General features: G+C 69.4%; 20 protein-coding genes, 2 pseudogenes and 2 riboswitches. Of the genes and pseudogenes, 21 read left to right on the top strand and 1 reads right to left on the bottom strand.

Going from position 1 to position 24,012, the window contains the following annotated elements:
* The first annotated feature begins 24 nt into the window (after positions 1-24).
* Positions 25-483: a C40 family peptidase gene (locus tag BJF79_RS66115; protein ID WP_316043547.1), complete on the top strand. Its 459-nt coding sequence runs from the start codon at positions 25-27 to the stop codon at positions 481-483.
* Positions 484-520: 37 nt separating this feature from the next.
* Here BJF79_RS66115 and BJF79_RS41360 read toward each other — a convergent pair whose 3' ends face one another.
* Complete coding sequence (locus BJF79_RS41360; RefSeq protein ID WP_262403356.1) at positions 521-1,780, bottom strand: NAD(P)/FAD-dependent oxidoreductase; 1,260 nt, start codon at positions 1,778-1,780, stop codon at positions 521-523.
* Positions 1,781-1,952: 172 nt separating this feature from the next.
* Between BJF79_RS41360 and BJF79_RS41355 the strand changes: the two genes are divergently transcribed.
* The 20 genes and pseudogenes from BJF79_RS41355 to BJF79_RS41265 all read left to right on the top strand — a co-directional run bounded on the left by BJF79_RS41355 (position 1,953) and on the right by BJF79_RS41265 (position 23,909).
* Positions 1,953-2,159 carry a heavy-metal-associated domain-containing protein gene (locus tag BJF79_RS41355; RefSeq protein ID WP_075905625.1) on the top strand — a complete coding sequence of 69 codons (207 nt, stop codon included), beginning with the start codon at positions 1,953-1,955 and terminating at the stop codon, positions 2,157-2,159.
* A gap of 1 nt (position 2,160) precedes the next feature.
* On the top strand, positions 2,161-3,102 hold the full coding sequence (locus BJF79_RS41350; RefSeq protein ID WP_075905623.1) for a hypothetical protein: 942 nt from the start codon (positions 2,161-2,163) through the stop codon (positions 3,100-3,102).
* Positions 3,103-3,133: 31 nt separating this feature from the next.
* Positions 3,134-5,456 (top strand): annotated as a pseudogene (locus BJF79_RS41345) (heavy metal translocating P-type ATPase).
* Between the two features lie 716 nt (positions 5,457-6,172).
* A complete protein-coding gene (locus BJF79_RS41340) occupies positions 6,173-6,772 on the top strand; it encodes a DUF305 domain-containing protein (RefSeq protein WP_075905621.1) in 600 nt (199 codons plus the stop codon).
* A 250-nt stretch (positions 6,773-7,022) separates the two neighbouring features.
* A complete protein-coding gene (locus BJF79_RS54635) occupies positions 7,023-7,352 on the top strand; it encodes a hypothetical protein (protein WP_143220848.1) in 330 nt (109 codons plus the stop codon).
* 223 nt (positions 7,353-7,575) lie between these two features.
* Positions 7,576-8,625 carry a PLP-dependent cysteine synthase family protein gene (locus BJF79_RS41330; protein WP_262403355.1) on the top strand — a complete coding sequence of 350 codons (1,050 nt, stop codon included), beginning with the start codon at positions 7,576-7,578 and terminating at the stop codon, positions 8,623-8,625.
* A complete protein-coding gene (locus BJF79_RS41325; protein ID WP_075905615.1) occupies positions 8,622-9,944 on the top strand; it encodes an MFS transporter in 1,323 nt (440 codons plus the stop codon). The genes BJF79_RS41330 and BJF79_RS41325 overlap by 4 nt, the downstream gene beginning before the upstream one ends.
* 111 nt (positions 9,945-10,055) lie before the next feature.
* Positions 10,056-10,853 carry a cytochrome c biogenesis CcdA family protein gene (locus BJF79_RS41320; RefSeq protein ID WP_075905613.1) on the top strand — a complete coding sequence of 266 codons (798 nt, stop codon included), beginning with the start codon at positions 10,056-10,058 and terminating at the stop codon, positions 10,851-10,853.
* 130 nt (positions 10,854-10,983) lie between these two features.
* Positions 10,984-11,331, top strand: a complete 348-nt coding sequence (locus BJF79_RS41315; RefSeq protein ID WP_075905611.1) for an NADH-quinone oxidoreductase subunit A — start codon at positions 10,984-10,986, stop codon at positions 11,329-11,331.
* The gene (locus tag BJF79_RS41310; protein ID WP_075905609.1) at positions 11,322-12,635 is read left to right on the top strand and encodes a hypothetical protein; all 1,314 of its coding nucleotides are present in this window, start codon (positions 11,322-11,324) and stop codon (positions 12,633-12,635) included. Before BJF79_RS41315 ends, BJF79_RS41310 begins: the two co-directional genes overlap by 10 nt.
* On the top strand, positions 12,628-13,530 hold the full coding sequence (locus tag BJF79_RS41305; protein ID WP_075905607.1) for a complex I subunit 1 family protein: 903 nt from the start codon (positions 12,628-12,630) through the stop codon (positions 13,528-13,530). The genes BJF79_RS41310 and BJF79_RS41305 overlap by 8 nt, the downstream gene beginning before the upstream one ends.
* A gap of 13 nt (positions 13,531-13,543) precedes the next feature.
* Positions 13,544-14,083 carry an NADH-quinone oxidoreductase subunit J gene (locus BJF79_RS41300; protein WP_075905647.1) on the top strand — a complete coding sequence of 180 codons (540 nt, stop codon included), beginning with the start codon at positions 13,544-13,546 and terminating at the stop codon, positions 14,081-14,083.
* Positions 14,080-14,385, top strand: coding sequence for an NADH-quinone oxidoreductase subunit NuoK (nuoK, locus tag BJF79_RS41295; RefSeq protein WP_075905605.1), 306 nt, complete (start codon positions 14,080-14,082; stop codon positions 14,383-14,385). The genes BJF79_RS41300 and nuoK overlap by 4 nt, the downstream gene beginning before the upstream one ends.
* Positions 14,382-15,512: pseudogene (locus BJF79_RS66110) on the top strand (proton-conducting transporter membrane subunit); the annotation flags it as partial. The gene nuoK and the pseudogene BJF79_RS66110, both read left to right, overlap by 4 nt.
* Before the next feature lie 365 nt (positions 15,513-15,877).
* Positions 15,878-16,255, top strand: a complete 378-nt coding sequence (locus tag BJF79_RS64125) for a hypothetical protein (protein ID WP_262403354.1) — start codon at positions 15,878-15,880, stop codon at positions 16,253-16,255.
* Between the two features lie 14 nt (positions 16,256-16,269).
* Positions 16,270-17,751: a NuoM family protein gene (locus tag BJF79_RS41285; RefSeq protein ID WP_262403353.1), complete on the top strand. Its 1,482-nt coding sequence runs from the start codon at positions 16,270-16,272 to the stop codon at positions 17,749-17,751.
* Positions 17,748-19,133 carry an NADH-quinone oxidoreductase subunit N gene (locus BJF79_RS41280; RefSeq protein WP_262403352.1) on the top strand — a complete coding sequence of 462 codons (1,386 nt, stop codon included), beginning with the start codon at positions 17,748-17,750 and terminating at the stop codon, positions 19,131-19,133. The genes BJF79_RS41285 and BJF79_RS41280 overlap by 4 nt, the downstream gene beginning before the upstream one ends.
* A gap of 443 nt (positions 19,134-19,576) precedes the next feature.
* Positions 19,577-19,727: riboswitch (cyclic di-AMP (ydaO/yuaA leader) on the top strand.
* A gap of 52 nt (positions 19,728-19,779) precedes the next feature.
* Positions 19,780-20,583 (top strand): CHAP domain-containing protein, encoded by an 804-nt coding sequence (locus BJF79_RS41275; protein ID WP_075905601.1) that lies wholly within the window; start codon positions 19,780-19,782, stop codon positions 20,581-20,583.
* A gap of 380 nt (positions 20,584-20,963) precedes the next feature.
* On the top strand, positions 20,964-22,598 hold the full coding sequence (locus BJF79_RS41270) for a VanW family protein (RefSeq protein WP_075905599.1): 1,635 nt from the start codon (positions 20,964-20,966) through the stop codon (positions 22,596-22,598).
* Positions 22,599-22,719: 121 nt separating this feature from the next.
* Positions 22,720-22,868, top strand: a riboswitch (cyclic di-AMP (ydaO/yuaA leader).
* 3 nt (positions 22,869-22,871) lie between these two features.
* Positions 22,872-23,909, top strand: a complete 1,038-nt coding sequence (locus tag BJF79_RS41265) for a C40 family peptidase (RefSeq protein ID WP_083734625.1) — start codon at positions 22,872-22,874, stop codon at positions 23,907-23,909.
* Positions 23,910-24,012: the final 103 nt, after the last annotated feature.

The raw sequence follows: 24,012 nt of genomic DNA, 5'->3' as shown, positions 1-24,012 counted from the left end.
CCGCACCGAACGCGGACCCCGGAGGTGCCTCGGCGAAGCGATGGGCGTGGTCAGGGCGGCCCTGAGCCAGCGCGGCGTTCCGTGCTCGTGGGGCGACAGCAACGCCTCTGGACCGTCCTATGGAACCGCGCAGGGCGCCAACATCAAGGGTTCGACTGCTCTGGGCTGACGCTGTACGCCTACGCCCAGGTCGGCACCAGCCTCCCCCACTACACCGGCGCCCAGTACAACGATGGAACCCGCGTCTCCCGGAGCCAGCTCGGCAGACCGACGCCTACGCGAACTATGATCAGGGCTGCTCCCACCCTCCCCGGCACCACCCGGATCAGGCTGCCCTCAGCTCCACCGACCTGCTACGACAGGCCGAAGGTGAAGGTCTCCCACCTCCACTCAAATCACAGCGCCTCACGGCGCACGCCGTTAACCTGGACAGACCCTCCGTGGACGCAACCCTGTGTTTGCGAAGGAGCCGGTCGGGCGTAGGTGCGATTCAGAAGATGGTGGCCGGATCGCCTCGGCCTCAGATTGCAGGGATGCCGACGGCCGGAGCACCTGGCGGGGCGCTCCGGCCTAGTGGCAAGGTGTGGGTCAGGCCGCGGTTGCAGTGGCCAGCGGTTGACGTGCGGCGATGGCGCGGCGCAGTCTGATGAGTTCCTTGGGCCAGTTGACCGCGACGGCGCGACGAGCTTCCCGCCTCGTCCGAAGCCGACGGAGAACTTCTCCTCTTCAACGGAACCTGAGATCGCCACCATCTCGTCGGCGGTTCTGGGAAGGCCGGCCCACTGGATGCGGGTGCCGTGCACGCGTGTGCCCAGGGAATGCACCTCGGTGAACGGCTCGGCGTCCTGCGGGCCGCGGAGGAGGTTGCGGGCGGCGACGGCGCCTGCTCGTTGGCGTTGGCCCAGTGCTCGATGCGCACGTACTCGTCGTCGAAGACGCCGTGCGGCCAGCGGGCGACGTCTCCCGCCGCCACGATGTTCGCGTGCCCTCGAGCGAAGAGCGCGGAATCGGTGAGCACGCCGTCGTCGAGATGCAGCCCGCTGCCGTCCAGCCATTCCGTGTTGGGGAGGACGCCCAAGCCGACGATGACCAGGTCGGCCGGGAGGGAACGTCCGTCGCTCAGCCGGACGGCGCTCACGTGGCCGTCCCCCTTGAGCGACTCCACGCGCACCCCGGAGACGAGTTCGACCCCGTTCCGCGTGTGGTGTTCGGCGAGCCACTCGCCGACGGTCTCGCCGAGCGGACCGGCCATGGGCGCCGGAGCCGCGTCGATCAAGACGACTTCGATTCCCAGCGCACGGAGCGTCGAACTGACCTCGCCGCCGATGATGCCGCCGCCGATGACGGCGACGCGCCGCGGACCTTCTCGCAGCGCCTTGCGCAGGTTCATCGCGTCGTCGAAGGTGCGGAGCAGGTGGACTCCGGTGAGGGACATGTCTGAGTCGTCGAGCCGACGCGGGCGAGCTCCGGTCGTGATCACCAATCCGTCGTAAGGGACCTGCGCGCCGTCGTCGAGTGTGATGGCCTGACGTGCGGTGTCCAGCCCCACGGCGTTCCGGCCGATCAGCCAGCGTGCGTCCAGCTGATCGCTGCCGGGTAGCGCGACGTCGTCGTCGCCGGTCAGGAGGCTCTTGGACAGGGGTGGGCGGTTGTAGGGGAGATGGGGCTCGGCGCCGACCAAGGTGAGGTCCCCTGTGTACCCCTCGTCCCGGAGCGTCTGCGCGGCGCGTAGGCCGGCCAGCGATGCGCCGACCACCACGAGCCGATCGAGCTTCCTCATGTCATGCCTCCGTGCACGTTGTGATTGGACGATGGCATACCTTACCCCCGAGGGGTATAAGTGCAAGACACTCTCGGAGAGATACGGCTAGGGGGTAGGGGTTGCGGTCTCCTGGTCCGCGTGGCAGCATGAACGCCGAATCAATACCCCCCCGGGGTACGAGGAGGAGAAGATGAGCACCGCTACTTACACCGTCACCGGCATGACCTGCGGCGGCTGCGCCGGCACCGTCAAGCAGGAGGTGGAACGGGTCGCCGGGGTGACCGCCGTGGACGTGGATCTGACCGGCGCCAAGGTGACCGTGACCAGCGACGCCCCCATCGACGAGGCCCAGATCCGGGCCGCCGTCGAGGAGGCCGGATACGAGCTGAAGGCATGAGATGAACACAGCGAGCAAGCTGGGCGCGTACGCGCTGGGCCTTGCCGCCGTGTTCGGTGGCGCGGTGGGCGTCGGCGACATCGCCGGCCCCGCCGTCGCCACCGTCCAGGCGGAGAAGGCGCACGGGGGTGGGCACGGCACGGCCGACACCAAGGAGCCGGTCGTCCCCGGTGGTCTCCAGGTCTCCCAGGGCGGGTACACGCTGGTGCCGGAGGCGACGGTGGTCGAACCCGGTGAAGAGACCGACTTCCGCTTCACCGTGAACGGCCCGGACGGCAAGCCAGTGACGCGATACCAGCCGCTGCACGGCAAGGAGCTGCACCTGATCGTGGCGCGGCGGGACCTGTCGGGCTTCCAGCATCTGCACCCGACGCAGGCCGGCGGGGGCGTCTGGACGATCCCGCTGACGCTGCCGGACGCGGGGACGTACCGCTTCTTCACCGACGTCCAGCCGGAAGGAGCCAAAGAACAGTTGACGCTGGGCACCGACGTCACCGCTCCCGGGGACTTCCGGCCGCTCGCCCTGCCGAAGTCCGAGCCGGTCGCGACGGTCGACGGCTACGAAGTCGAACTGAACGGCACCCTGACCCCCGGCACCACCAGCAAGCTGGTCCTGACGGTGCGGAAGGACGGGAAGCCGGTCACCGATCTGGAGCCGTACCTCGAGGCGTACGGCCATCTGGTCGCACTGCGCGACCGTGACCTGGCCTACCTGCACGTCCACCCGGACGGGGAACCGGGCGACGGGAAGACCCGCCCCGGCCCCGAGATCACCTTCTACGCCGAGGTGCCCAGCTCCGGCGCGTATCGCCTCTACCTGGACTTCCAGCATGACGGCGAGGTCCGTACCGCGGAATTCACCGCACGGGCCGGCGACGCCGACCGGCCGGCCGAACGACCCGCCGAGACCGACGACGGTCACGGCGACCACGAGCACGGCTGACATCCCGCATGACGGTCACGAAGGAGGAGCGATGACTTCCGGCAATGCACCCGAACGGGTCGAGCTGGCGATCGGCGGGATGACGTGCGCCTCGTGCGCCGCTCGTATCGAGAAGCGGCTCAACAAGATGGAGGGCGTGACCGCGACGGTCAACTACGCCACCGAGAAGGCGCGGGTGGAGTACCCCGAGGGCGTCAGCGTCGACGAACTGGTCGCGCAGGTGGAGAAGGCCGGTTACACGGCGGAGCCACCCCGGTCGGCCGAGCCCGAGACCGGGGAGGGGGCTGAAGGCTCCGGTCGGACCGAGGACGACGGGCTGCGGTCGTTGCGCCAGCGCCTGTTCACCGCGGTGGTGCTGGCGGTGCCGGTGATCGCGATGGCGATGGTCCCGGCGCTGCAGTTCGAGTACTGGCAGTGGCTGTCGCTGACGCTCGCCGCGCCGGTCGTGGTGTACGCGGGGTGGCCGTTCCACCGGGCCGCGTGGACGAACCTGCGGCACGGCGCGACGACGATGGACACGCTCGTCTCGGTCGGGACGCTCGCCGCGTTCGGCTGGTCGCTGTGGGCGCTGTTCTTCGGGACGGCCGGCGAACCGGGAATGAAGCACGGATTCGAGTTCTCGATGACGCGCTCGGACGGCTCGATGAACATCTACCTGGAGGCGGCGGCGGGCGTCATCGCGTTCGTCCTCGCGGGCCGGTATTTCGAGGCGCGGTCCAAGCGGCGGGCGGGTGCGGCGCTGCGGGCGCTGCTGGAGCTCGGCGCGAAGGAGGTGTCGGTCGTCCGGGACGGCCGCGAGGAGCGCATCGGCGTCGACCAGCTCGTGGCGGACGACGTGTTCGTCGTCCGCCCCGGTGAGAAGATCGCCACCGACGGCGTCATCGTGGAGGGCTCGTCGGCGGTGGACGCGTCGCTGCTGACCGGGGAGTCGGTGCCGGTGGAGGTCGCACCGGGCGACACGGTCACCGGCGCCACCGTCAACGCCGGCGGTCGTCTCCTGGTCCGTGCCACGCGGGTCGGTTCCGACACCAAGCTGGCCCAAATGGCTCGCCTCGTCGAAGACGCCCAGAACGGCAAGGCCCAGGTACAGCGGCTCGCCGACCGGATCTCCGGCATCTTCGTCCCGATCGTGATCGTGATCGCGATCGCCACTCTCGGCTTCTGGATCGGATCCGGCGTCGGCCTGGCAGCCGCGTTCACCGCCGCGGTCGCCGTGCTGATCATCGCCTGCCCGTGCGCATTGGGCCTGGCCACCCCGACCGCTCTCATGGTCGGAACGGGACGCGGCGCCCAGTTCGGCATCCTGATCAAGGGTCCGGAGGTCCTGGAGTCCACCCGCCGGATCGACACCGTCGTCCTCGACAAGACCGGCACCGTCACCACGGGGAAGATGGCACTGGTCGACGTGGTCACCGCCGACGGCGCCGATGCCGAGCAGGTGCTCCGGCTCGCGGGCGCTGGAGAACGCCTCCGAGCACCCGATCGCCCAGGCCATCGCCGCCGGCGCCGCCGAGCGCGTCGGCGAACTCGGCACCGTCGAGGACTTCGCGAACGTCGAGGGGCTGGGCGTCCAGGGCATGGTGGACGGACACGGGGTGCTCGTCGGCCGCCCTCGGCTCCTGGCCGAGTGGTCGCAGCACCTGACGCCCGAGCTGGAGCGGGCGATGACCGACGCCCAGGCACGCGGCCACACCTCGGTCGCGGTCGGCATCGACGGGAGCGCGCAGGCAGTGATCACGGTCGCCGACCAGATCAAGCCGACCTCCGGCGAGGCGATCGAACGGCTTCGCGCACTGGGACTGCGCCCCGTCCTGCTCACCGGCGACAACGAGGCCGTCGCCCGTACGGTCGCCGACACGGTCGGGATCGACGAGGTCATCGCCGAGGTCCTGCCCGCCGACAAGGTCGACGTGGTCAGGAAGCTGCAGGACGAAGGCCGGACGGTGGCGATGGTCGGGGACGGCGTCAACGACGCCGCCGCGCTCGCCCAGGCCGACCTGGGCCTGGCCATGGGCACCGGCACCGACGCCGCCATCGAGGCGTCCGATCTGACGCTGGTCAGTGGAGATCTGCGGGCCGCGGCCGACGCAATCCGGCTGTCCCGCCGTACGCTCCGCACGATCAAGGGCAACCTGTTCTGGGCGTTCGCCTACAACGTCGCCGCCCTCCCGCTGGCGGCCGCCGGGCTGCTGAACCCGATGATCGCCGGCGGGGCGATGGCCTTCTCGTCCGTCTTCGTCGTCAGCAACAGCCTCCGCCTCCGCGGCTTCAAGCCTCTGAAGGGCGAGGGCACCGACGTCGCCGGTACAAGGGAGTCTCGGAGTTCTCGGGAGGTGCAGGCTGCCACACCGTGATCTTTGCTTCGAGGGGAGCCGTCAGGGACGGCTAACGGGCCCGGCGTCCTATCCCGACGCCGGGTCCGTTGCGTGCGACAGGGCGAGCCGGACGTCCTCGCCGCGATGGTGTCGGGTCGATCACGCACTGTTGCCTTTATGCTTGTCCGAGGAAGTCCGCAAGCCCAACGGAAGGCGGATGCTGTTCCGCTCGGGCTGCGGTCGGCGGTGAAGGGCAGGTGGGAAGGCTGACCCGGCGATCGGAAGCGCTTCGGCGCGCGAGCGGTGCCAAGCCGTGGTTCGTGCTGCTGCTGCTCTCCTGCGTGCTCGCCATGCACGGCGTTCAAGCCTCCCCGAGTCCGGTCGAGACGCACGGTATCCCGCTGAGCGTGACGGACGTCCAACGACACCACTCGGAGACGAAGACGTCCGCAGGGCACCATTCGTCGACCGGTGACCAACAGGACGACCATCGTCAGGACCACCCCGGCGGCAGATGTGTCTCGCGATGCTGACGATGCTCGTCCTCGCATGGGCGTTGCTCGTTCTTCGGCGACGCATGCGCAGCGTCTTGGCCGCGCGGCCGCTGATCCGGCCGTCCATCGTGCCGGTCGGACGGCCGCCGCCGGGGCCGTCCCTGTACGGATTGAGGGTGTTGAGGCTGTGACAGACCGAAGGCGCGGACTGCGCCCCAGGTCCTCGAATCACAGAACTCGATACGAAAGGTTCACCGAACCATGAAGCGCGTACTCGCACTCGTCGCCGTGCCGGCCCTGGCGGTGTCTCTAGCCGCCTGTGGTGGGGGCGGCGACGACTCCGGCGGCTCGATGCCGGGTCACTCGATGTCCACCAGTTCGTCCCCGTCCGCTGGAGGCGCCCAGGCGCAGCCGCATAACCAGCAGGACGTCATGTTCGCGCAGATGATGATCCCGCATCACCAGCAGGCGGTCGAGATGGCGGACCTCGCCGCGACCCGTGCCTCGTCCCCCGAGGTCAAGGCGTTGGCCGCAGAGATCAAGAAGGCCCAGGGTCCCGAGATCGCGCAGTTGACCGGCTGGCTGAAGACATGGGGCGTCTCGGCTCCTTCCCCCGGTATGGACCACGGGGGCATGGACGGCATGATGAGCGAGCAGGACATGCAGGAGCTCGAGCAGGCGCAGGGCGAGGCCTTCGATCGGGCGTTCCTCACGATGATGATCGAACATCACGAGGGCGCCGTCGAGATGGCCAAGACCGAGCAGGCGTCCGGGCAGTTCCCTCCGGCCAAGGAGATGGCCGGCAGCATCGTCACGTCGCAGTCGGCTGAGATCGCCAAGATGCGAGAACTGCTGAACTAGGACGTCGGGACGACATGAACGGGCGGAGCCTGCGGGCTCCGCCCGTTCCATCGTTCCTGGCCTCCTCAACTCACAGCGGGGTTGTGCACCAAAGGCCCTGCTCCGTATCACTGGGGAATCAATCAGACACGAAGAGTGATGTAGGGTCTCCGATGTGCCTTCGCAGCGTTCATCCCGACGGCGAGCCTTCCTGGCCGCCTTGGGGGGAGCGCTGGCTGTGGTCGGTTTGGGATACTTCCTCCTCTGTCCCTTGGACGACGTCGGGCACAGCGGTGTGTCGCATGCCGCTCATCATGAGCATTCCGGCGAACGGCAGTGCGTCCTGGAGGAGACCGCCGCCCGGTTCGGCGCCCCGGGAACGCCGGAGCACGGTCACTCGGGATGCCTGCACGCCGCCACGCAGGTCGACCGGGCATCCCAGGCCGAAGTGCAGCAGAAGATCGGGCCTGTGATGGAGGTCCTGCATCACGGCGTCCGCGATGGCGTGCCGGTACGAATCGGCGATCGTCCGAACCTTGCCCTGGCCGGACCGCCTGATCGTGGCGGCGGCCTCAGCTCACTCGGCATCCTGCGCATGTAGGCGGCCCGGCATGCGCCGGTGCCGTTTCTCGCCGTAGGCCCCTGGGAGCTCTGCGTCCTGCGAAAGCGCATCGGCCCATGCCCGCATGGCCGTAAATCCATGAGGATCGTGCGCTTGGGGGAACAAGATGAAGGCCGTAGGTCTTCGCGGTACCGAGGAAATCGTCGAGAATTCTGGAGATCGCAGGTCGCGGGCCGGGGCGGCGTGCAGGTCTCCGCTCGGGTTGGTCGGCAACACGCCCGTGCTGTGGGTGCCGGACCTGCTGTCCCGAAGCGGGGCCGGGTTCTGGGCCAAGCTGGAGGGCTGCAATCCCGGGGGGATCAAGGACAGGACGGCGCTCTTCATGGTCGAGCGCGCCAGATCGAGGGGCGAGCTGGCGTCCGGCGCGCCGATCATCGAGTCGACCAGCGGGACACTCGGCCTGGGCCTCGCCCTGGCCGGGCTGATCCATCGTCACCCGGTCACCTTGGTGACCGACCCGGGGATGGAGCCGCTCATGCGGCGCCTGCTGGCCGCGCACGGTGCGCGTGTCGACATGGTCCACGAGCCGCACCTGGAAGGCGGGTGGCAGGAGGCGCGCCGTCGACGGGTGCGGGAGCTCGTGGCCGCCCGGCCCGGTGCGTTCTGCCCGGACCAGTACAACAACCCCGATAATGTCGACGCCTACGAAGGGCTGGCGCTCGAGCTCGCAGCGCAACTGCGGGACGTCGATGTGCTGGTCTGCAGCGTGGGCACCGGCGGCCACAGTGCAGGAGTCTCCCGAGTGCTGCGTCGGTTCTTCCCCGAGTTGCGGCTGGTGGGCGTCGACACGATCGGCTCCACGATCTTCGGGCAGCCCGCGCGGGCGCGGCTGATGCGAGGGCTGGGCAGCAGCATCCACCCTCGCAACGTCGACTACGCGGCCTTCGACGAGGTGCATTGGGTAGCGCCCGGGGAGGCGGTGTGGGCGTGCCGCCGGCTCGCCGCCGAGCGGTACGCCACGGGCGGCTGGAGCGTGGGTGCCGTCGCGCTCGCGGCGTCGTGGATCGCGCGCACCCGTAGTGCGGACGCCGGGATCGTCGCGGTCTTCCCGGACGGACCGCAGCGGTACTTCGACACCGTCTACAACGATGCGTACTGCGCGGAGCACGGGCTCCTCGGCGTGGTGCCGGCCGAAGAGCCGGACGAGCTCTCCGACCCGGCCGAGCGGGAGGTCGTTCGCTGGACGCGGTGCGCCACGGTGGTCGACCCGCTGAACGGCGATGTCCATGGCGGAAAGGAGAACCGCAGGTGATCGGGACCGCCGCGCAGGCGCATTCGTTCAGCAGACCGATCCGGCTGCTGCTGATCAACCAGCTGACGATCAACATCGGCTTCTACATGCTGATGCCGTATCTGGCCAACCATCTGGCCGGGGACATCGGCCTCGCGATGTGGGTCGTCGGCCTCATCCTGGGTGTGCGGAACCTCAGTCAACAGGGCATGTTCCTCGTAGGCGGCAGCCTGGCCGACCGGATCGGATACAAGCCGATGATCCTGGCGGGGCTCGCCCTGCGGACCGTCGGATTCGCCATGCTGGGGCTGGCCGGCAGCCTGCCCTGGCTCATCGTCGCCTCGGCGCTCACCGGCCTGGCGGGTGCCCTGTTCAATCCAGCCGTGCGCGCGTATCTGGCCCAGGAGGCGGGAGAGCGCAAGGTCGAGGCGTTCGCGGTGTTCAACGTCTTCTACCAGCTCGGCATCCTCATCGGACCGCTGATCGGACTGCTGCTCGGCGGGGTGGCGTTCCGGCTCACCTGCCTGGTCGCGGCCGCGGTCTTCGCCGTGCTCGGCTTCGCTCAAGCGCGTTGCCTGCCGTCTCGGCGCGGGAGCCGGACGGACGCGGACGGCGGTCTGCTGCGGGATTGGCGGCAGGCCTTCGCCAACCGGGTCTTCCTGCTGTTCTCGCTGGCGATGATCGGCTCGTACGTCCTGAACTTCCAGGTCTACCTGGGGTTGCCGATCGAGATGCGCCGCCTCACCGGGGGAGAACTGGGCGTCACGCTGATGTTCGCCCTGTCCGGCGCGATGGCGATCGCCGGGCAGCTTCGCGTCACGGCGTGGGCGAAGGCCCGCTGGGAGCCCGCGCAGGCGATCGTCCGGGGCTTGCTCCTCATGGGCCTGTCGTTCGTGCCGATCGCCCTGTGCGCCGGAGTCGTGCCCCTCTCGAGCGGGAACGGAACCGTTCTCGACCATCTCGTGGTGATGTTCCCGCTTCTGCTGACGACGGCGCTGCTCACGCTCGCCACGATGATCGTCTACCCGTTCGAGATGGCCACCGTCGCGTCCCTTGGCGACACGCGCATGGTGGGTACCTATTACGGTCTCTACAACACCCTGTCCGGAATCGGGATCACGGTGGGCAACCTGCTGTCGGGCGCCGCGATCGACGCAGGCCGCCGCGTCGGTCTGCCAGGCCTCCCTTGGTGGTCGCTCGCGGCCGTCGGACTCGGTTGCGCGATGTGCGTCCGGCTTCTCGCGCGTTCCAGCAGGTGGACGGACGATCCAGGAGTACACCCGGCGGCGGATCGACGCCGGGCGCTCAGCGGCGCGGAACGCGTGCAAGGCAGGTCGTGAAGCGCCGAACGCGACCGAGGAGCCCAACGGAGGGCCGGGCCCGCCGCACCGCCGCGCGGGTCCGGCTGTAGCCTCTCTTCTACTAAGCAACTTAGTAGAATGGAGCTGGGTATGGACGGGATCGGCGGAATCGTCGCGGACGGGCCGCTCCTCGTCGCGGCGCTCGTGGCCGCCGCGGCGGGAGTCGTGTCCTTCCTCTCTCCCTGCTGCCTGCCGCTCGTGCCCGGCTACCTTTCGTACGTCACCGGGATGGCGGGTGCGGACGCACAGCGCGCCGTCGATGAGACCGGGACGTCCGGCGGCCGCCGTCGCCGGTCTTCGGGACGAGTGCGCACGGTCGTGGGAACGGCTCTGTTCGCCCTCGGATTCTCCGCGGTGTTCGCGGCCTACGGGGCCCTGTTCGGCGGCCTCGGCGCGGTGCTGGTCACCTATCAGTCGGTGCTCACCCGGGTGCTGGGCGCGTTGGTGATCACCCTCGGCCTGGCGTTCATGGGCGTCCTCGACCGAATTCCGCTGCTGGCCCGTTCGGTGCGCCCCTCCTGGCGGCCGCGGGCCGGCCTGGCGGGCGCGCCGCTGCTCGGCGTGGTGTTCGGCCTCGGGTGGACTCCCTGCATCGGCCCGACGCTCGCGGCGGTGCTCAGCCTCTCGGCCACCACAGGGACCGCCGGTCGCGGTGCGATCCTGTCGCTGGTGTACGGCCTGGGGTTGGGCGTCCCGTTCTTGCTGGCGGCTCTCGGTGTCTCGTGGGTGATGCGGGCGTTCGACGTGGCCCGCACGCGTGCTCGTGCGCTCACCACGGCCGGCGGTGCCATGCTCGTTGTCGTCGGTGTTCTGCAGGTCACCGGCGTGTGGGGTCGCCTCATCGCCCTCATGCAGGGATGGGTCCAGGATTACGCCGTTCCGCTGTGACGGGCACGTCCTGCAACTGCCTACTAGCCATCATAGTAGGTAGGGGTGAGTAGTCCTCCGTTGGTTGGGTAGTCGCCACGATGCAAGATCTCCTACCCCGCGTAGGGCGAAGTCGAATCAAAGGCCTGGAATGCAGACTTACCTGGCGGTACTCGCTCTCCTGGGGGCGCTGGGAGCGGCGGTCGCGGCCGTCTACGCGTTGTCGGTGGTCTTGGCGCCGCCGGGCATCGTCGGCACAGGTCCGTTCCTGTCCGGGATGCGGCCTCAGGAACACGCACTGTCCCGCTACCACGTGCGTTGGTACGTGGTGACGATGGTCTTCCTGGCCTTCGACATGGAGATGGTCTTCATGTACCCGTGGGCCGTGATCGTCGCCTCTGTCGGGGCCAAGGCCGTCGTGGAGATGTTCCTGTTCCTCGGTCTCCTCGTGGTCGGCGTCGTCTACGCATGGCGCGAGGGGGCGTTCCGGTGGACCTGAGGGCCCGGCTCCTCGGCTTCGCGACCGCGCGACCGCGTGCATTCGTCATCACGTCGCCCGGTGCGACGCGGACCCGGCTGCTGGTCGAGGACGGCCTGCGGCGGCGCGGCGGCCGGACGGTCACGGCTCCTGCGGCGGCGACCATACTGATCCTTTGCGGCACTCCCGGCGAGGAGCTGGCGTCGGCGGTGGACGTGACATGGGCCGATGTGCCCGGACCGAGGGCCTTCATCCGGCTGGACGAGACGGTGTCGGCGGAGGAGGTCGCCACGGCGCTGGACCGGGCGGTTCGAGAACTGGCCGACACCGCGGTCCAGTGGGCTGATGCCGCCGCCCGCCGGGCTTGGACCCCGGAGGACGACCAAGATGCCGAGCACGAACAAGATGACGAAGCCGACCACGAGGGTGGCCACGAAGCCTCTCCGCCCCACGACGAGCACGAGGAGCACCAGGAGCACGGCGGACATGAGGAGCATGGCGGGCATGCGGGTCATGGGGGCGGACACGACGGTCATGAGCACCACATGGGGGCGCCGATGGGGCTGCCCATGGCCGGACGGGCGGACGACCGCGACGGGCTGAAGCTCGACGTCCTGCATGTTCCGCTCGGTCCGGCTCTCCATGACTGGCCCGCGGGCCTCGTTCTCCACCTGACGCTGCAGGGCGACGTCGTCCAAGCGGTGAGAGTCGGTGTGGCGGACGGCGGGGAGAGCAGGTCGTCCTTCTGGGACGAGCCGTGGTTGCGGGCCACCGCGGGGCAGCGGGTGTCGGTGGGAGAGGCCGAACGGCGCCGAGCCGCCGCACATCTCGACAGCGTCGGGCGGCTGCTCGCGGTGGCCGGTTGGACGAACGCCGCCGAGCGGGCCCGGGTGCTGCGCGACGACGCCGTCGCCGACGCGTCCGGGGACCGACTGGCGGTGCGGTTCGCCGGGTTCTCGCGCCGTATCCGGAGGTCGTGGATACTGTGCTGGATGCTCCGCGACGTTGGCGTCATCGGGCGGGCGGCGGTAGATCGGCATGGGTTGAGCGGTCCATCCGCTCGTCATCTCGGAGACGTGTTCGCTCGTCTGCGGGGATGGCTGGACGAGGCCGGTGCGGCGATCGGGCGGATCGGCGACCGTGAGCAGCTGGACGGGAGTGACGGGCCGCGTGGGCCGATCGAGCGGCGTCCGTCCGCGGCGATGCTGAACCTCCTGCCAGTGTTACTGGAGGGAGCCGAACTCTCGGCGGCACGGCTGATCGTCGCGAGCCTGGATCCCGACCTGGCGCAGCCCGCCGTGCCTGCGGAGGTGGCAGGTGGGTGAGGCGACGCCCGTCTGGGCCGTTGTGGCGGTTCCGTTGCTGCTGGCCGGGCTGACCTACTCGGCCGCCGCCATGGATTCGGTTTTCCGCACGGGAGACGGCCTGGAGGCGCCGCTGCGCGAGGGCGTCCGGCTCCTCGGGCAGCAGCGGCGGAGACCGTTCGCGCCCGACATCCTGCTGGTTCGGATCGGCGTGGTCGGCCTTCCGGCGGCGGCGCTTCTGGCGGCGACGGTGATCCCGCTCGGCGCGACGAGCGTCTGGGACCTGCCGGTGAGCATCGTGTGGTTCAACGCGATGGAGGTCTTTGCGTGGGCCTCGCTGTGGCTCACCGGATGGGGTGTCAACTCGGCGTTCCCGCTGATCGGGGGCTACCGCTTCCTGGCCCAGGGGCTGGCGTACGAGCTGCCGCACATGTTCGTCCTGGCCACGGTCGCGCTGGGGGCGGGGTCGCTCGACTTCGGGGACGTGGCCGCCGCCCAGGACGGGTTGTGGTTCGTGGTCTGGATGCCGGTCGCGTTCGCGGTCTATCTCCTGTCGGCGCTCGCGATGGCCTTCTGGGGGCCGATGGGTCACCCGCTGGGGATCGACATCGCGGGTGGAGTCCCGGCGGAGCTGTCGGGTCCGGACAGGTTGCTTTTCCACACCGGCCGCCTCGCCCTTCTGGCGGTCGCCGCGGCGGCGGCCGTGCCGCTGTTCCTCGGCGGCGGCGCGGGGCCGTGGCTCCCCGGCTGGGCATGGTCACTGATCAAGACGGTCGCGGTGCTGGCCCTGCTGGTCTGGATGCGGGGTCGGCTGCCGGCGATCAGGATGGACCGCTTTATGGCGGCGGCCTGGATGATCTTGATTCCGGCCACGCTGCTGCAGGCGCTGGCCGTCGGGATCTTGATCGTGACCTGAGGAGGTGAGCGAGATGCAGACCATCGTGTCCTGGATCCTGGCCGTGGGCGCGGTCGGGTTCGGGGTGGCCGTCTTCGTCGTGGACTCGATGGCTCGGGCCACGTTCGCGCTGCTCGCCTCGTTCCTGTGCGTCGGGGGAGAGTTGCTGCTGCTCGACCTCGACTATCTCGGCGTGCTGATCGTACTCATGATGATCATGGAAATGCTGATCATGGCGGTCTTCATGATCATGTACATGATGAACCCCGGCGGGCTCATGCCGATGGTGATGGTGCACAACCAGCGCGGCGCCCTCGCCATCTCGATCGCGACGTTCGCGGCGATGGCGGCCGGCGTCTTCCTCGTCCGGTGGCCGGACCGGCGCGGGATGCCGCCGCCGGACCCGACCTTCTCGCTGGGCGAGGCGATCATGGAGTCGAAAATGCTGGTGATGATGGTGATCGGGATCGCCATCCTCGCCACGATGATCTCCGCGGTCGTGCTGGCGACCGACCGGGGTCGCTACGACCGTCCGTCCGCCGCGCCCACCGAGCGCGACGGCGGCGCGCCATGAACCTCGAGTCCTTCCTCCTGCTCGCCGCCGCGCTGTTCTCGGTGGGCCTGTACGGCGCGCTGTCCCAGCAGTCGATCGTCATGCTCATGATGGGACTCGAGCTGATGATCAACGCGGTCCTGGTCGCGGGCGCCGCGTTCTGGTTCTACGTCGCCCCGGGAACGGCGGACGGGCAGGTCCTGGTCCTCGTGGCCGTGACGGTGATGGCGCTCGAAATGGCGATGGGCTTCGCCGTGCTGACCGCCCTGTTCCGTGCTCGCGACGTGGACGTCACCGACAGCGCCGAGGACCTCAGGGGATGAACGCCGTCGGCTGGCTCCTACCGGTGGCCCCGATCGCGACCGGTGCGTCCCTGCTGGCCGGACGGTACGCGGTCGGGCGTCGGCTGGACCGTCCGGCTCCGATGATCGCCGTGGGCGCCATGCTCGCCACCCTGGGGCTCGCCGTCGCGGCGGCGTTCGCCCGGCCGTCGGCGCGGTTCCCGCTCTTCGACCGGCTGCCCGGAGGCCTGGCGGTGGACGGGCTGTCCGCGGTCCTCGTCGTCACCGTCGCGGCGGTGAGCCTCGCCGTCGTCACGTTCGCCGCGAGCGAGTCCGCGCCGGACGAGTCGCGGGCGCGCTTCTTCGGGCAGCTGCTGGTCTTCACCGGGGCCATGCTCGTGACGGTCACCGCGACCGACCTCGCCGTCCTGCTGATGGCGTGGGAGGTCATGGGCGCGATGTCGTACGCGCTCATCGGCTTCTGGTGGTGCGATCCCGGACGGGTCGGTTCCGCGGACGTCGCGTTCATCACCACCCGCGCGGGCGACCTGGGCCTCTACTTCGCCGCCGGTGCCGCCGTCGCCGGGACGGGCTCGTTGAACATCGACGAGCTCGCGACCGCCGACGGGCACTGGCGCGACCTGATCGCCGCCGGTGTCGTCCTGGCCGCCCTGGGCAAATCGGCGCAGCTTCCCTTCTCCTTCTGGCTGTCCCGGGCGATGGCGGGCCCGAGCACCGTCTCCGCGCTGCTGCACTCGGCCACCATGGTCGCCGCCGGTGCCTACCTGCTGCTGCGTCTGCAGCCTCTGCTGGCCGCGACCGGCTGGGCGGCGACGCTCGTCGCGTGGGCGGGCGCGCTCACCGCGCTCCTCCTGGGCGCGGTCGCCCTGGCGCAGCGCGACCTGAAACAACTGCTCGCGGCGTCGACGTGCGCGCAGATCGGCTTCATGGTCCTCGGCGCCGGAGCGGGTGGAGTCGCGGGCGGCACCGCCCAGCTGGTCGCGCACGCCGCGGTGAAGAGCCTGCTGTTCCTTGGCGCCGGCGCGTGGCTGGCCGCCCTCGGGACCAAGGACCTCGACGAGCTGCACGGCGCGGCCCGCCGGTACCGGCTGGTCGGAATCACCTTCGGGGCCGGGACGCTCGCCCTCGCCGGCGTGCCGCCGCTGTCGCTGTGGGCGACCAAGGACGCGGTGCTCGCGGCGGCGCTGGAGCAGTCGTACGCCCTGTACACCGTCGGGCTCGCCGCCGGGTTGCTGTCGACGGGCTATGCGGTCCGCGCGCTGGTCGCGGTGAGCCGTCCGGCGGACGCGTTGACGCGTACGGACACCGAGGAGACCGGGACACGACACGTCGGTCTTCTCGAACGCCTGCCGTTGCCGGTCCTCGCCCTGGCCGCCGCGGTTCTGGCGTTCCTCGAGATGCCTCCGGTGGCCGCGGAGTGGAAAGAGCTGCTCGGCACCGGCTCCGAACCGCTTCCCGGGCTCGCCGAACTCGTGCTCTCCGGCAGTCTCGCGCTCTTGGTCCTCGCGGTGACATGGGTTCTCGTGCGCCGTCCCCGACGAACCCGCCGGCGTGGCCGTCGCCCGTCCTGCACTGGCTTCACCTCGAACGCCTCGCGGACGTCCTCGTCGCTCGCCCGGTCTTCGCGCTCGCCCGGACGCTCGCGCGGTTCGACGACCGGGTTGTGGACGGCGGCGTGCGAGCGGTCGCCGCTGTGGGGCAGGGCACCGCGACGTTCGTCGCCCGCGGGGCCGAGATACGGGTCGACGGACTGGTCGACGCCATCGGAGGAACGATCCGCCGGCTCGGCGGACTGGCGCGCCGCCCGCAGACCGGACAGGTGCACACGTACTACGCGCAGGCCGCCGTTCTCTTCGCCGTGCTCATCGCCATCGTCCTCCTGGTCAGGTGAACGTGCTCTCCGTTGTGATCTTCCTTCCGCTCGCCGTCGCCCTCGGGCTCTACGCCGTCCCCAGAACCGGCGACCGGACGGTGATCTGGACTTGGATCACCGCGTGCGTCACCGACTTCGCCCTGGTCGTCGTCCTGTGGATCGGCCATGGAAACAGCGGCGGCGTCTCCTACGAGACCAACGCCCGCTGGATCCCGTCGGTGAACGCCGGCTACCACATCGGAGTCGACGGGCTGTCGCTGCCGCTCCTGGCGCTCACCTCACTGCTGTTCCTGGTCTGCGCGATCTACTCGCTGCGCCAGACCGAGCAGGTAAGGGCCTTCGTGGCGCTCTTCCTGTTCCTGCAGACGGTCTCACTGGGACTGTTCGCGGCCCTCGACCTACTGCTGTTCTTCGTCTTCTTCGACCTGTCCATCGTCGGCATGTACTTCGTCATCGCTGGATGGGGGCACGGCGACAGGAGACGGTCGGCGCTGAAGTTCTTCCTCTACACGTTCCTCGGCTCGCTCGCGCTGCTGCTCGGCTTCATCGGCCTCTACCTGGGCGCGGAACCGCACACCTTCGACATGGTCGAGCTCACCCGTACGCCCCCGCTGTCCGGAACGCCGGGGCTCGCGGCGCTCGTCCTGCTCGCGATCGGCATCGGCCTCGCGATCAAGACGCCGACCGTGCCGTTCCACACCTGGCTGCCGCCCGCGCACACCGACGCGCCCGCCGCCGGATCGGCGATCCTCGCCGGAATCCTGCTGAAGATGGGCACCTACGGGTTCGTCCGCATCGCGATGCCGATGCTGCCGGACGCCTGGCGGCGGTACGCCTGGGCGATCATCATCGTCGGCCTGATCAGCGTCCTGTACGGGGCGCTGGTGGCGTTCGCCCAGCAGAACCTCAAACGCCTGATCGCCTACACGTCGGTCAACCACATGGGCTACATCATCGTGGCCTTGGGCGCCGCCGGTGCCGTCGGAGACGAGGCCGCGCGTCGGCTGGCGGTGACCGGGGCCGTCACGCAGATGGTGAGCCACGGCCTGGTCACCGGAGCCCTGTTCCTCTTGGCCGGCGTGCTCTACGACCGAACGCACAGCTATGACATGGGACGGTTCGGCGGCATCGCCGCGGTGGCCCCGATCTTCTCCGGACTCGTGGCCATCGGCGCGTTCGCCTCCCTGGGACTGCCCGGACTCTCGGGCTTCATCGCCGAGTTCCAGATCTTCACCGGAGTGATCGGCAGCGGCGGCACCGCGATCGTCGTGGTCGGCGCCCTGGCGATCCTCGGCATCCTCATCACGGCGGCGCTGTTCCTGCGTCTCCTGCACCGCACCGTTCTCGGGGGACCCGGTGAGCTCACCGCACAGGTCGTCGACGCGCGCCGGAGCGAGATCGCGGCGATCGCGCCCCCGCTGGCGTTGTCGGTGCTCATCGGCGTGGCGCCCCGGTTCCTGCTGGACGTCATCGAACCGTTCTCGGCCGTCGTGATCTCCCTGGTGGCCCGATGATGAGGGAGAATCCCGCAGACCTCCTGCCCGAGCTGTGCCTGCTCGGCGGGGTCGTGATCGGCCTGCTGACCGGGTCGTTCCTGCCGCGGGCCCGCCAGTGGATCGTGGCGGTCCTGTGCACGGCCGCGCTGGCGGCCGGGCTCGTGGCGGCCGCCCTCGCCGCCCGGCGGGCCGACACGATGACGTTCGGCGCGTTCATGCTCGATCCCGTCACGCACGTGACGCGGATCGTCGTACTCGCGTCGGCGCTCCTCGTGCTCGTCCTCGCGTTGGTCCCGATGCGCGGCCACCGCAGGGAGAGCGAGTTCTACGTGCTCGTCCTGCTGGCCGCACTCGGCACGATCACGCTCGGAGCCGCGTCCGACCTCCTGGTGCTGGTCGCCGCGTACCTGCTCGCCGGCATCCCCGGGTACGCCCTCGCCGGCTTCGGGAAGGACGCGCGGGGCACCGAGGCGGCACTCAAGTACTTTCTCATGGGCGCATTCCTGGGCATCCTCATGCTGGTCGGCGTCACGCTCCTGTACGGGCTCGGCCGCGGCACGGGCTACGGGATGCTGCGGACGGAACTCGGCGCGGCACAGGGCGGCGCGGTCATGGTCGGAGTGGTGCTCCTGCTCGCGGGCCTGCTGTTCAAGGCGGGCGCCGTCCCGGCGCACTTCTGGATCCCGGACGTCACCGAGGGGGCGCCCCCGGTCGTCGCGGCGTTCGTCACGACCGTCCCGAAGATCGGAGCGTTCGCCGCGCTCTACCGCTTCGCCGTCGAGGCGCTCGCCCCCGACATGGACGACTGGTCGCTGCTCGCCGCGATCATCGCCGCCGCGACCATGACGCTGGGCAACCTCGCGGCCTTCATGCAGAACAACGTCCGGCGTCTGCTCGCGTACTCGACCATCAGCCAGGCCGGGTATCTGCTCGTTCCGGTCGCGGTGGCCGGACGCACCGACCTGGCCGAGCCCACGCTGCTGTTCTTCCTCGCCGCGTACGCGATCACCAACCTCGGTGCATTCGCAGTGGTCATCGCCGTCGGCCGGGACGACCTCGCGGCCTACGCGGCGCTGGCGCGCCGTTCCCGGCTCCTGGCCGCGTCGCTCGTCGTCTGCCTGTTGGGACTGGTCGGCACCCCACCGACCGCCGTGTTCGTCGGAAAGTTGCTGATGTTCGGTGCGGCGTTGGACGGCGGTCACCCGTGGCTCGCGGTGGTCGCCGCGGTCAACTCTGTCGCGAGCGTCTTCTACTACCTGCGCTGGATCGTTCCGGTGTTCTCGCGAGCCGCCACATGGGAGGGCACCCTGGACCGCCCGGCCCAATGGACGGCCTACCTGGCAGCGGCCGGTTCTCTGGTCCTCGGCATCGGAAGCGGCGTCGCGCTCACCATGGGTTGACCGAGGCGACGGACTGTTCCGGCTCGTGCCGGCGAGTGACTTGGGTCTCACTCCAAAGATCCGTCGTGGACGACATCCGGCGCAGCTAGGCGGGTCGCAGCGGCTCGCCGATCACGAGTCTCCCGTCGTGGGAACTGGACGCGAACCCGTGCGCGGGCGGCGATCCGGGGCGGCGGTAGGGGCGTCGGGAAGAACCTCCCGGGGTGGGGTTGGCGACTTCTTGGAAGGTGCTTGACCAGGGGAAAGATCCATTTTGGGGCGGTTTGCTTCCCTTGGGATTGTTGGTACCTTCAACCCCATCTCGCAGCGCGATCCACGCGTTGCGGCCGGCCGTGCCAGGAGCATGGCCGACGGTCGCGGAGCGGACCACGCACGCGACGCGCGCCATGTACGCGCCCTTTCGAGAGTCGCTCAGAGAAATCCGACAAGTCAGCGCCGCCTGCGCGGCGTGAAGGCCGAGTCCGCACAGGTCCGTCGGGACCGAGCGGAGCCGGGGACCCAGGTTCCACGGGGTGAATCGGCGCGCGAGCGCCGTAGGGCTCTTCCATGCCCGAATCCGACAGCTAACCCGGTAGGCGTCATGGAAGACGAGGAGATTCCCTGTATGACCAGTCGTTTCGAACGACTTACGCAATCCGTCAAGCGAATGAACCCCAGGGCCACGATCAAGGGCCCGCAGGGCGCCATCAAGCGAATCGCCCCCGAACTCGCGGTCAAGCGCCTGAACCCCGAAGAGCGAGCCGCCGGTGTCGCCGTCGGCGCGGTGCTGGCCGGGGCCGTGGGCCTGGCCGTCTTCAACCCGCTCGGCGGTGCGAACGCGTCCACCGAGGACCTCGCGGACCAGGTGAACGTCAAGCACGCCGCGGCGGTGTCCCAGATCTCCGAGAAGTCGGCGTCGACGGGAATGACGCTGGCCGAGGCGCGGGAACAGGGCTGGAAGGTGCAGCCGCAGGCCGTCGAGGCCTCCGAGGTGATCGACCTGGCCAAGGAGCAGGTCGGCATCAAGGAGGAGGGGCCTGGCAACATGACCAAGTTCCATGACTGGTACGTCTCCACCCCGCACGCCGAGGCGACGGCGACCCGAGACGGCGGTTTCTCGACCGCCGCCTACAACGGGGCTCCGTGGTGCGACATGTTCGTCTCCTGGCTCGGCTCGCAGACCGGCGTAAAGAACATGGGCTGGGACGCCTACACCCCCCAGCACGCCACCTGGTTCAAGGACACCGGACGCTGGGGCACCGAGCCGAAGCCCGGCGCGCTCGCCTTCTACGACTGGGGCGACGGCTCGAACGGCAGCATCGGCGACATCGACCACGTCGGCCTGGTCGTCGAGGACAACGGGGACGGGACCATCACCAGCATCGGCGGCAACGTTGACAACGAGGTGAAGGAGAAGGTCCGCGACAAGGGGCAGGTCGTCGGGTACGGCTACCCCGACTACGCCGCCTGATCAACGACGGCGCACGCTGAAGGCGTCCGGCTCACCCGCCGGGCGCCTTCGGGGGCTTTGGGGGAGAGGCGAGTGGTCGGGGAGTAGTTACTAAGTTCCTTAGCAGATGATCGCGTTACCCTTCGGGCGACGAGTGGGCTCATGAGCGGTCGAGGTGGAGCCGGTCCCCCGTTGAAGAGGGCGTGACCTTGAGACTTATCTACTATCCTCCTTAGTTGTAGCGCCCCGATCTGCGAGGTGCCCGTACGGCGAGTGAGGTGGCATTGCACAGCACTGGTCCGTCCTCCACGGAACAGGGGAGAGCGCGGCGCGGTGCGCGGCTGCTCCTCGGCGTCAAGACTCGGCCCCGGCGTGCCGCCGCCCTGGCCGTCACGACGATCGTGCTGCTCGTGGTCGTCGCATACGGAGCCGCCGCGGCGTACAGCGGTGCCCAGGTGCCGCGAGGGACGCGCGTGCTGGGCATCGACCTCGGCGGACTCGACGAGCGATCCGCGGTCGAGCGGCTCGGGAAGCTCGCCGCCGAACGGGCGGCGCAGCCCCTCCGCATCCGTGCGGGCGGTCGCGAGGTGTCGCTCAACCCCGAGGAAGCGGGCCTTTCTCTGGACGTCCGCGCGACGATGGAGTCCGCGATGGAGAACAGTTTCGGGTTCTTCTCCGTCTTTGATGCCGTCCTGGGCGGACGTGACGTGGATCCACGCGTTCGGGTCGACGAGTCCGAACTGGCTGAAGCACTCCGCAAGGTGAACGCCCAGATCGGCACTCCGGTTCAACCGGGAACCGTACGGTTCCATGGCACCACTCCAGAAGTCGTTCTCCCCCGGGCCGGCGTCGGCCTGGACGCGCGGCAGGTTGCGGCACCGATTCGTGCGGCCTATCTGAGGGTCCTCGCGGGGAAACCGACGCCGCTCGACCTCGAGACCGGGCCGTTGCAGCCGAAGGTCGGCGCGGACGCCGTCCGCCGGACGGCGGAGGGACCTGCACGAGTCGCCGTCTCCGAGCCTGTCACCCTGCTGTTCGGGGGAGACCGGCTCGCCGTGGAGGCCGAGGAGTTCGCCCCGTTCCTGACGTTCGAGCCCGATGGCGCCGGAGCCATGCAACCGCAGATTGACGGTGAGAAGCTGGCGCGGGCTCTGAAGCCGCGGTTGCGCCGAGTCGAAAGTCCCGCCCGGGACGCCACGTTCGAGATCGAAGCGGATGGACCACGGCTCGTCCCCTCGGCGGCGGGGCGAGAAGCCGAACCGAAGGCGCTCGCCGATGCGGTGCTCTCGGCGGCCGTGCGCGCACAGGGGCGGGAGGCGAACGTTCCGTTGACCGCCACCGAGCCCCGGCTGACCACCGAGGCGGCCCGCAAGCTCGGTGTCCGCGAGAAGATCAGCACTTTCACGACTCGCCACACCTGCTGCGCGCCGCGGGTCACGAACATCCACACGATCGCCGACATCCTCGACGGCCACATCGTCCGTCCCGGTGAGACCTTTTCGCTCAACGGCGTCGTGGGGAAGCGCGACAGGGCGCGCGGATTCGTGCCCGCGCCGATGATCCTGAACGGGCGCTATGTGGACGACGTGGGCGGGGGCATCTCGCAGTTCGCGACCACGATGTTCAACGCGGTCTTCTTCGGCGGGCTGGAAGACGTGCAGCACATGCCGCACAGCTTCTACATCTCCAGGTATCCGGCCGGGCGTGAGTCGACCGTTTCCTTCCCGCAGCCGGACTTCCGCTGGCGCAACGACTCTCCGTACGGCGTCCTGGTCGACACCTCGTACACCGACACGTCCGTCACGGTGACCTTCTGGAGCACCAAGCGGTACGACATCGAGTCGAAGAGTTCCGAGCGGTACGCGATCCGAGGGTTCGAGAGCAAGACCGACTCGGGGCCGAACTGCATTCCGATGCCGGGAGCAGAAGGTTTCAAGATCGACGTCTGGCGGATCTTCAAGCAGGACGGGCAAGTGCTGCGGCGCCAGAAGTTCCACACGACCTACCTTCCTGAGCCTCGGATCACCTGCGCATAGGACGGGCCGAAGCCGCTGGGGCCGCTGAGGTGATTCGTCCGATCGGCCACTTGGGTGGCGAATGAGGGCACTATCTCCTACGCTCCGTAGGAGCCATGGCTGGACGTCCCCACCGGGGACGGCGATGGCCGCGCCGAACCCCGCGGACCCCCCGTCCCGGGAACCGGGGCCCGATCTCTGCCGCGGGAGTCTTCGTCCCCGGCATGGACGGAAGGGCGACTCCGGCCCGAACCCGGCAGCTCACCCGGTAGGCGGCAGAGGAGAGGACAGTGCATGCAGCGACGAGCTGCCGAAGGACGAGCGACGGCCCGCCGCCGGATCACCCTCAGCGCGGCATGGACGGCTTCCATCGCCCTCACCACGGGGCTCTTGGTACCCGCCACCGCGTGGGCGGAACCTGAACCCTCCCGCAAGGAGCTGACCGAACAGCAGGAGAAGCTCGCGAACGAGGCGGAGCAGGCCAGCGAGCAGTACAACGGCCTGCGGGTACGTCTCGACCAGGCGAAGAAGGCCGCCAAGGCGGCCAAGGAGAACGCCGCGCGGAACAAGGAGGCGCTGGAGGAGGCCCGCAAGAAGGTCGCCGAGGTCGCGGCCACCAGCTACAAGAACGGCACGGTGGATCCGGCGGTCGAGCTCACGAGCTCCGCCGATCCCCAAGCGGTGCTGGACCGGTCGGCCACCCTCAACTACTTCGCGCGCCAGAACAGCACCCGCGTCACCCAGTTGCTGCAGACGATGCAGGCCGCCGAGCGCTCCCGCAAGATGGCCGACATGCGTGCCGAAGAGGTGCAGCAGGTCACCGCCAAGTCGAAGAAGAAGTACCAGGAACTCCAGAAGAAACTGCAGAAGGTCGAGCGTCGGCTGAGCGCCGCCTCCGGTACCAACGTCGGACCCGCCCCGAACGTGGACCCCGGCGGAGCTTCCGCGAAGGCCATGGGGGCAGTCAGGGCGGCCCTGAGCAAGCGCGGTGTCCCGTACTCGTGGGGCGGTGGCAACGCGTCCGGCCCGTCCTACGGCACCGCCCAAGGCGCGAACATCAAGGGATTCGATTGCTCTGGGTTGACGCTCTACGCGTACGCGCAGGTCGGCATCACCCTTCCCCACTACACCGGCAGCCAGTTCACCGCCGGGACGCGGGTGTCCCAGTCGCAGCTCAAGCCGGGGGACCTGGTCTTCTTCTACAGCGACCTGCACCACATGGGGCTCTACATCGGGAACGGGAACATGGTGCACGCTCCGCAGACCGGCGACGTCGTCAAGATCAGCCCGATCGCCGGCCGTCCGTTCGTGGGCGGAGTCCGAGTCGCCTGACCACCGCTTCGTCGAGCCGCGTCCCCGTCACTGCCCCCTGTGACGGGGACGCTCCCGTTCGGACAGCCGCCCAAAGGGTGTCTCTTGCTAGGGAGCCTTCGCT

The sequence above is a fragment of the Actinomadura sp. CNU-125 genome, assembly GCF_001942465.1.
Taxonomy (GTDB): Bacteria; Actinomycetota; Actinomycetes; order Streptosporangiales; family Streptosporangiaceae; genus Spirillospora.
This window is presented reverse-complemented; position numbering and strand designations above follow the sequence as displayed.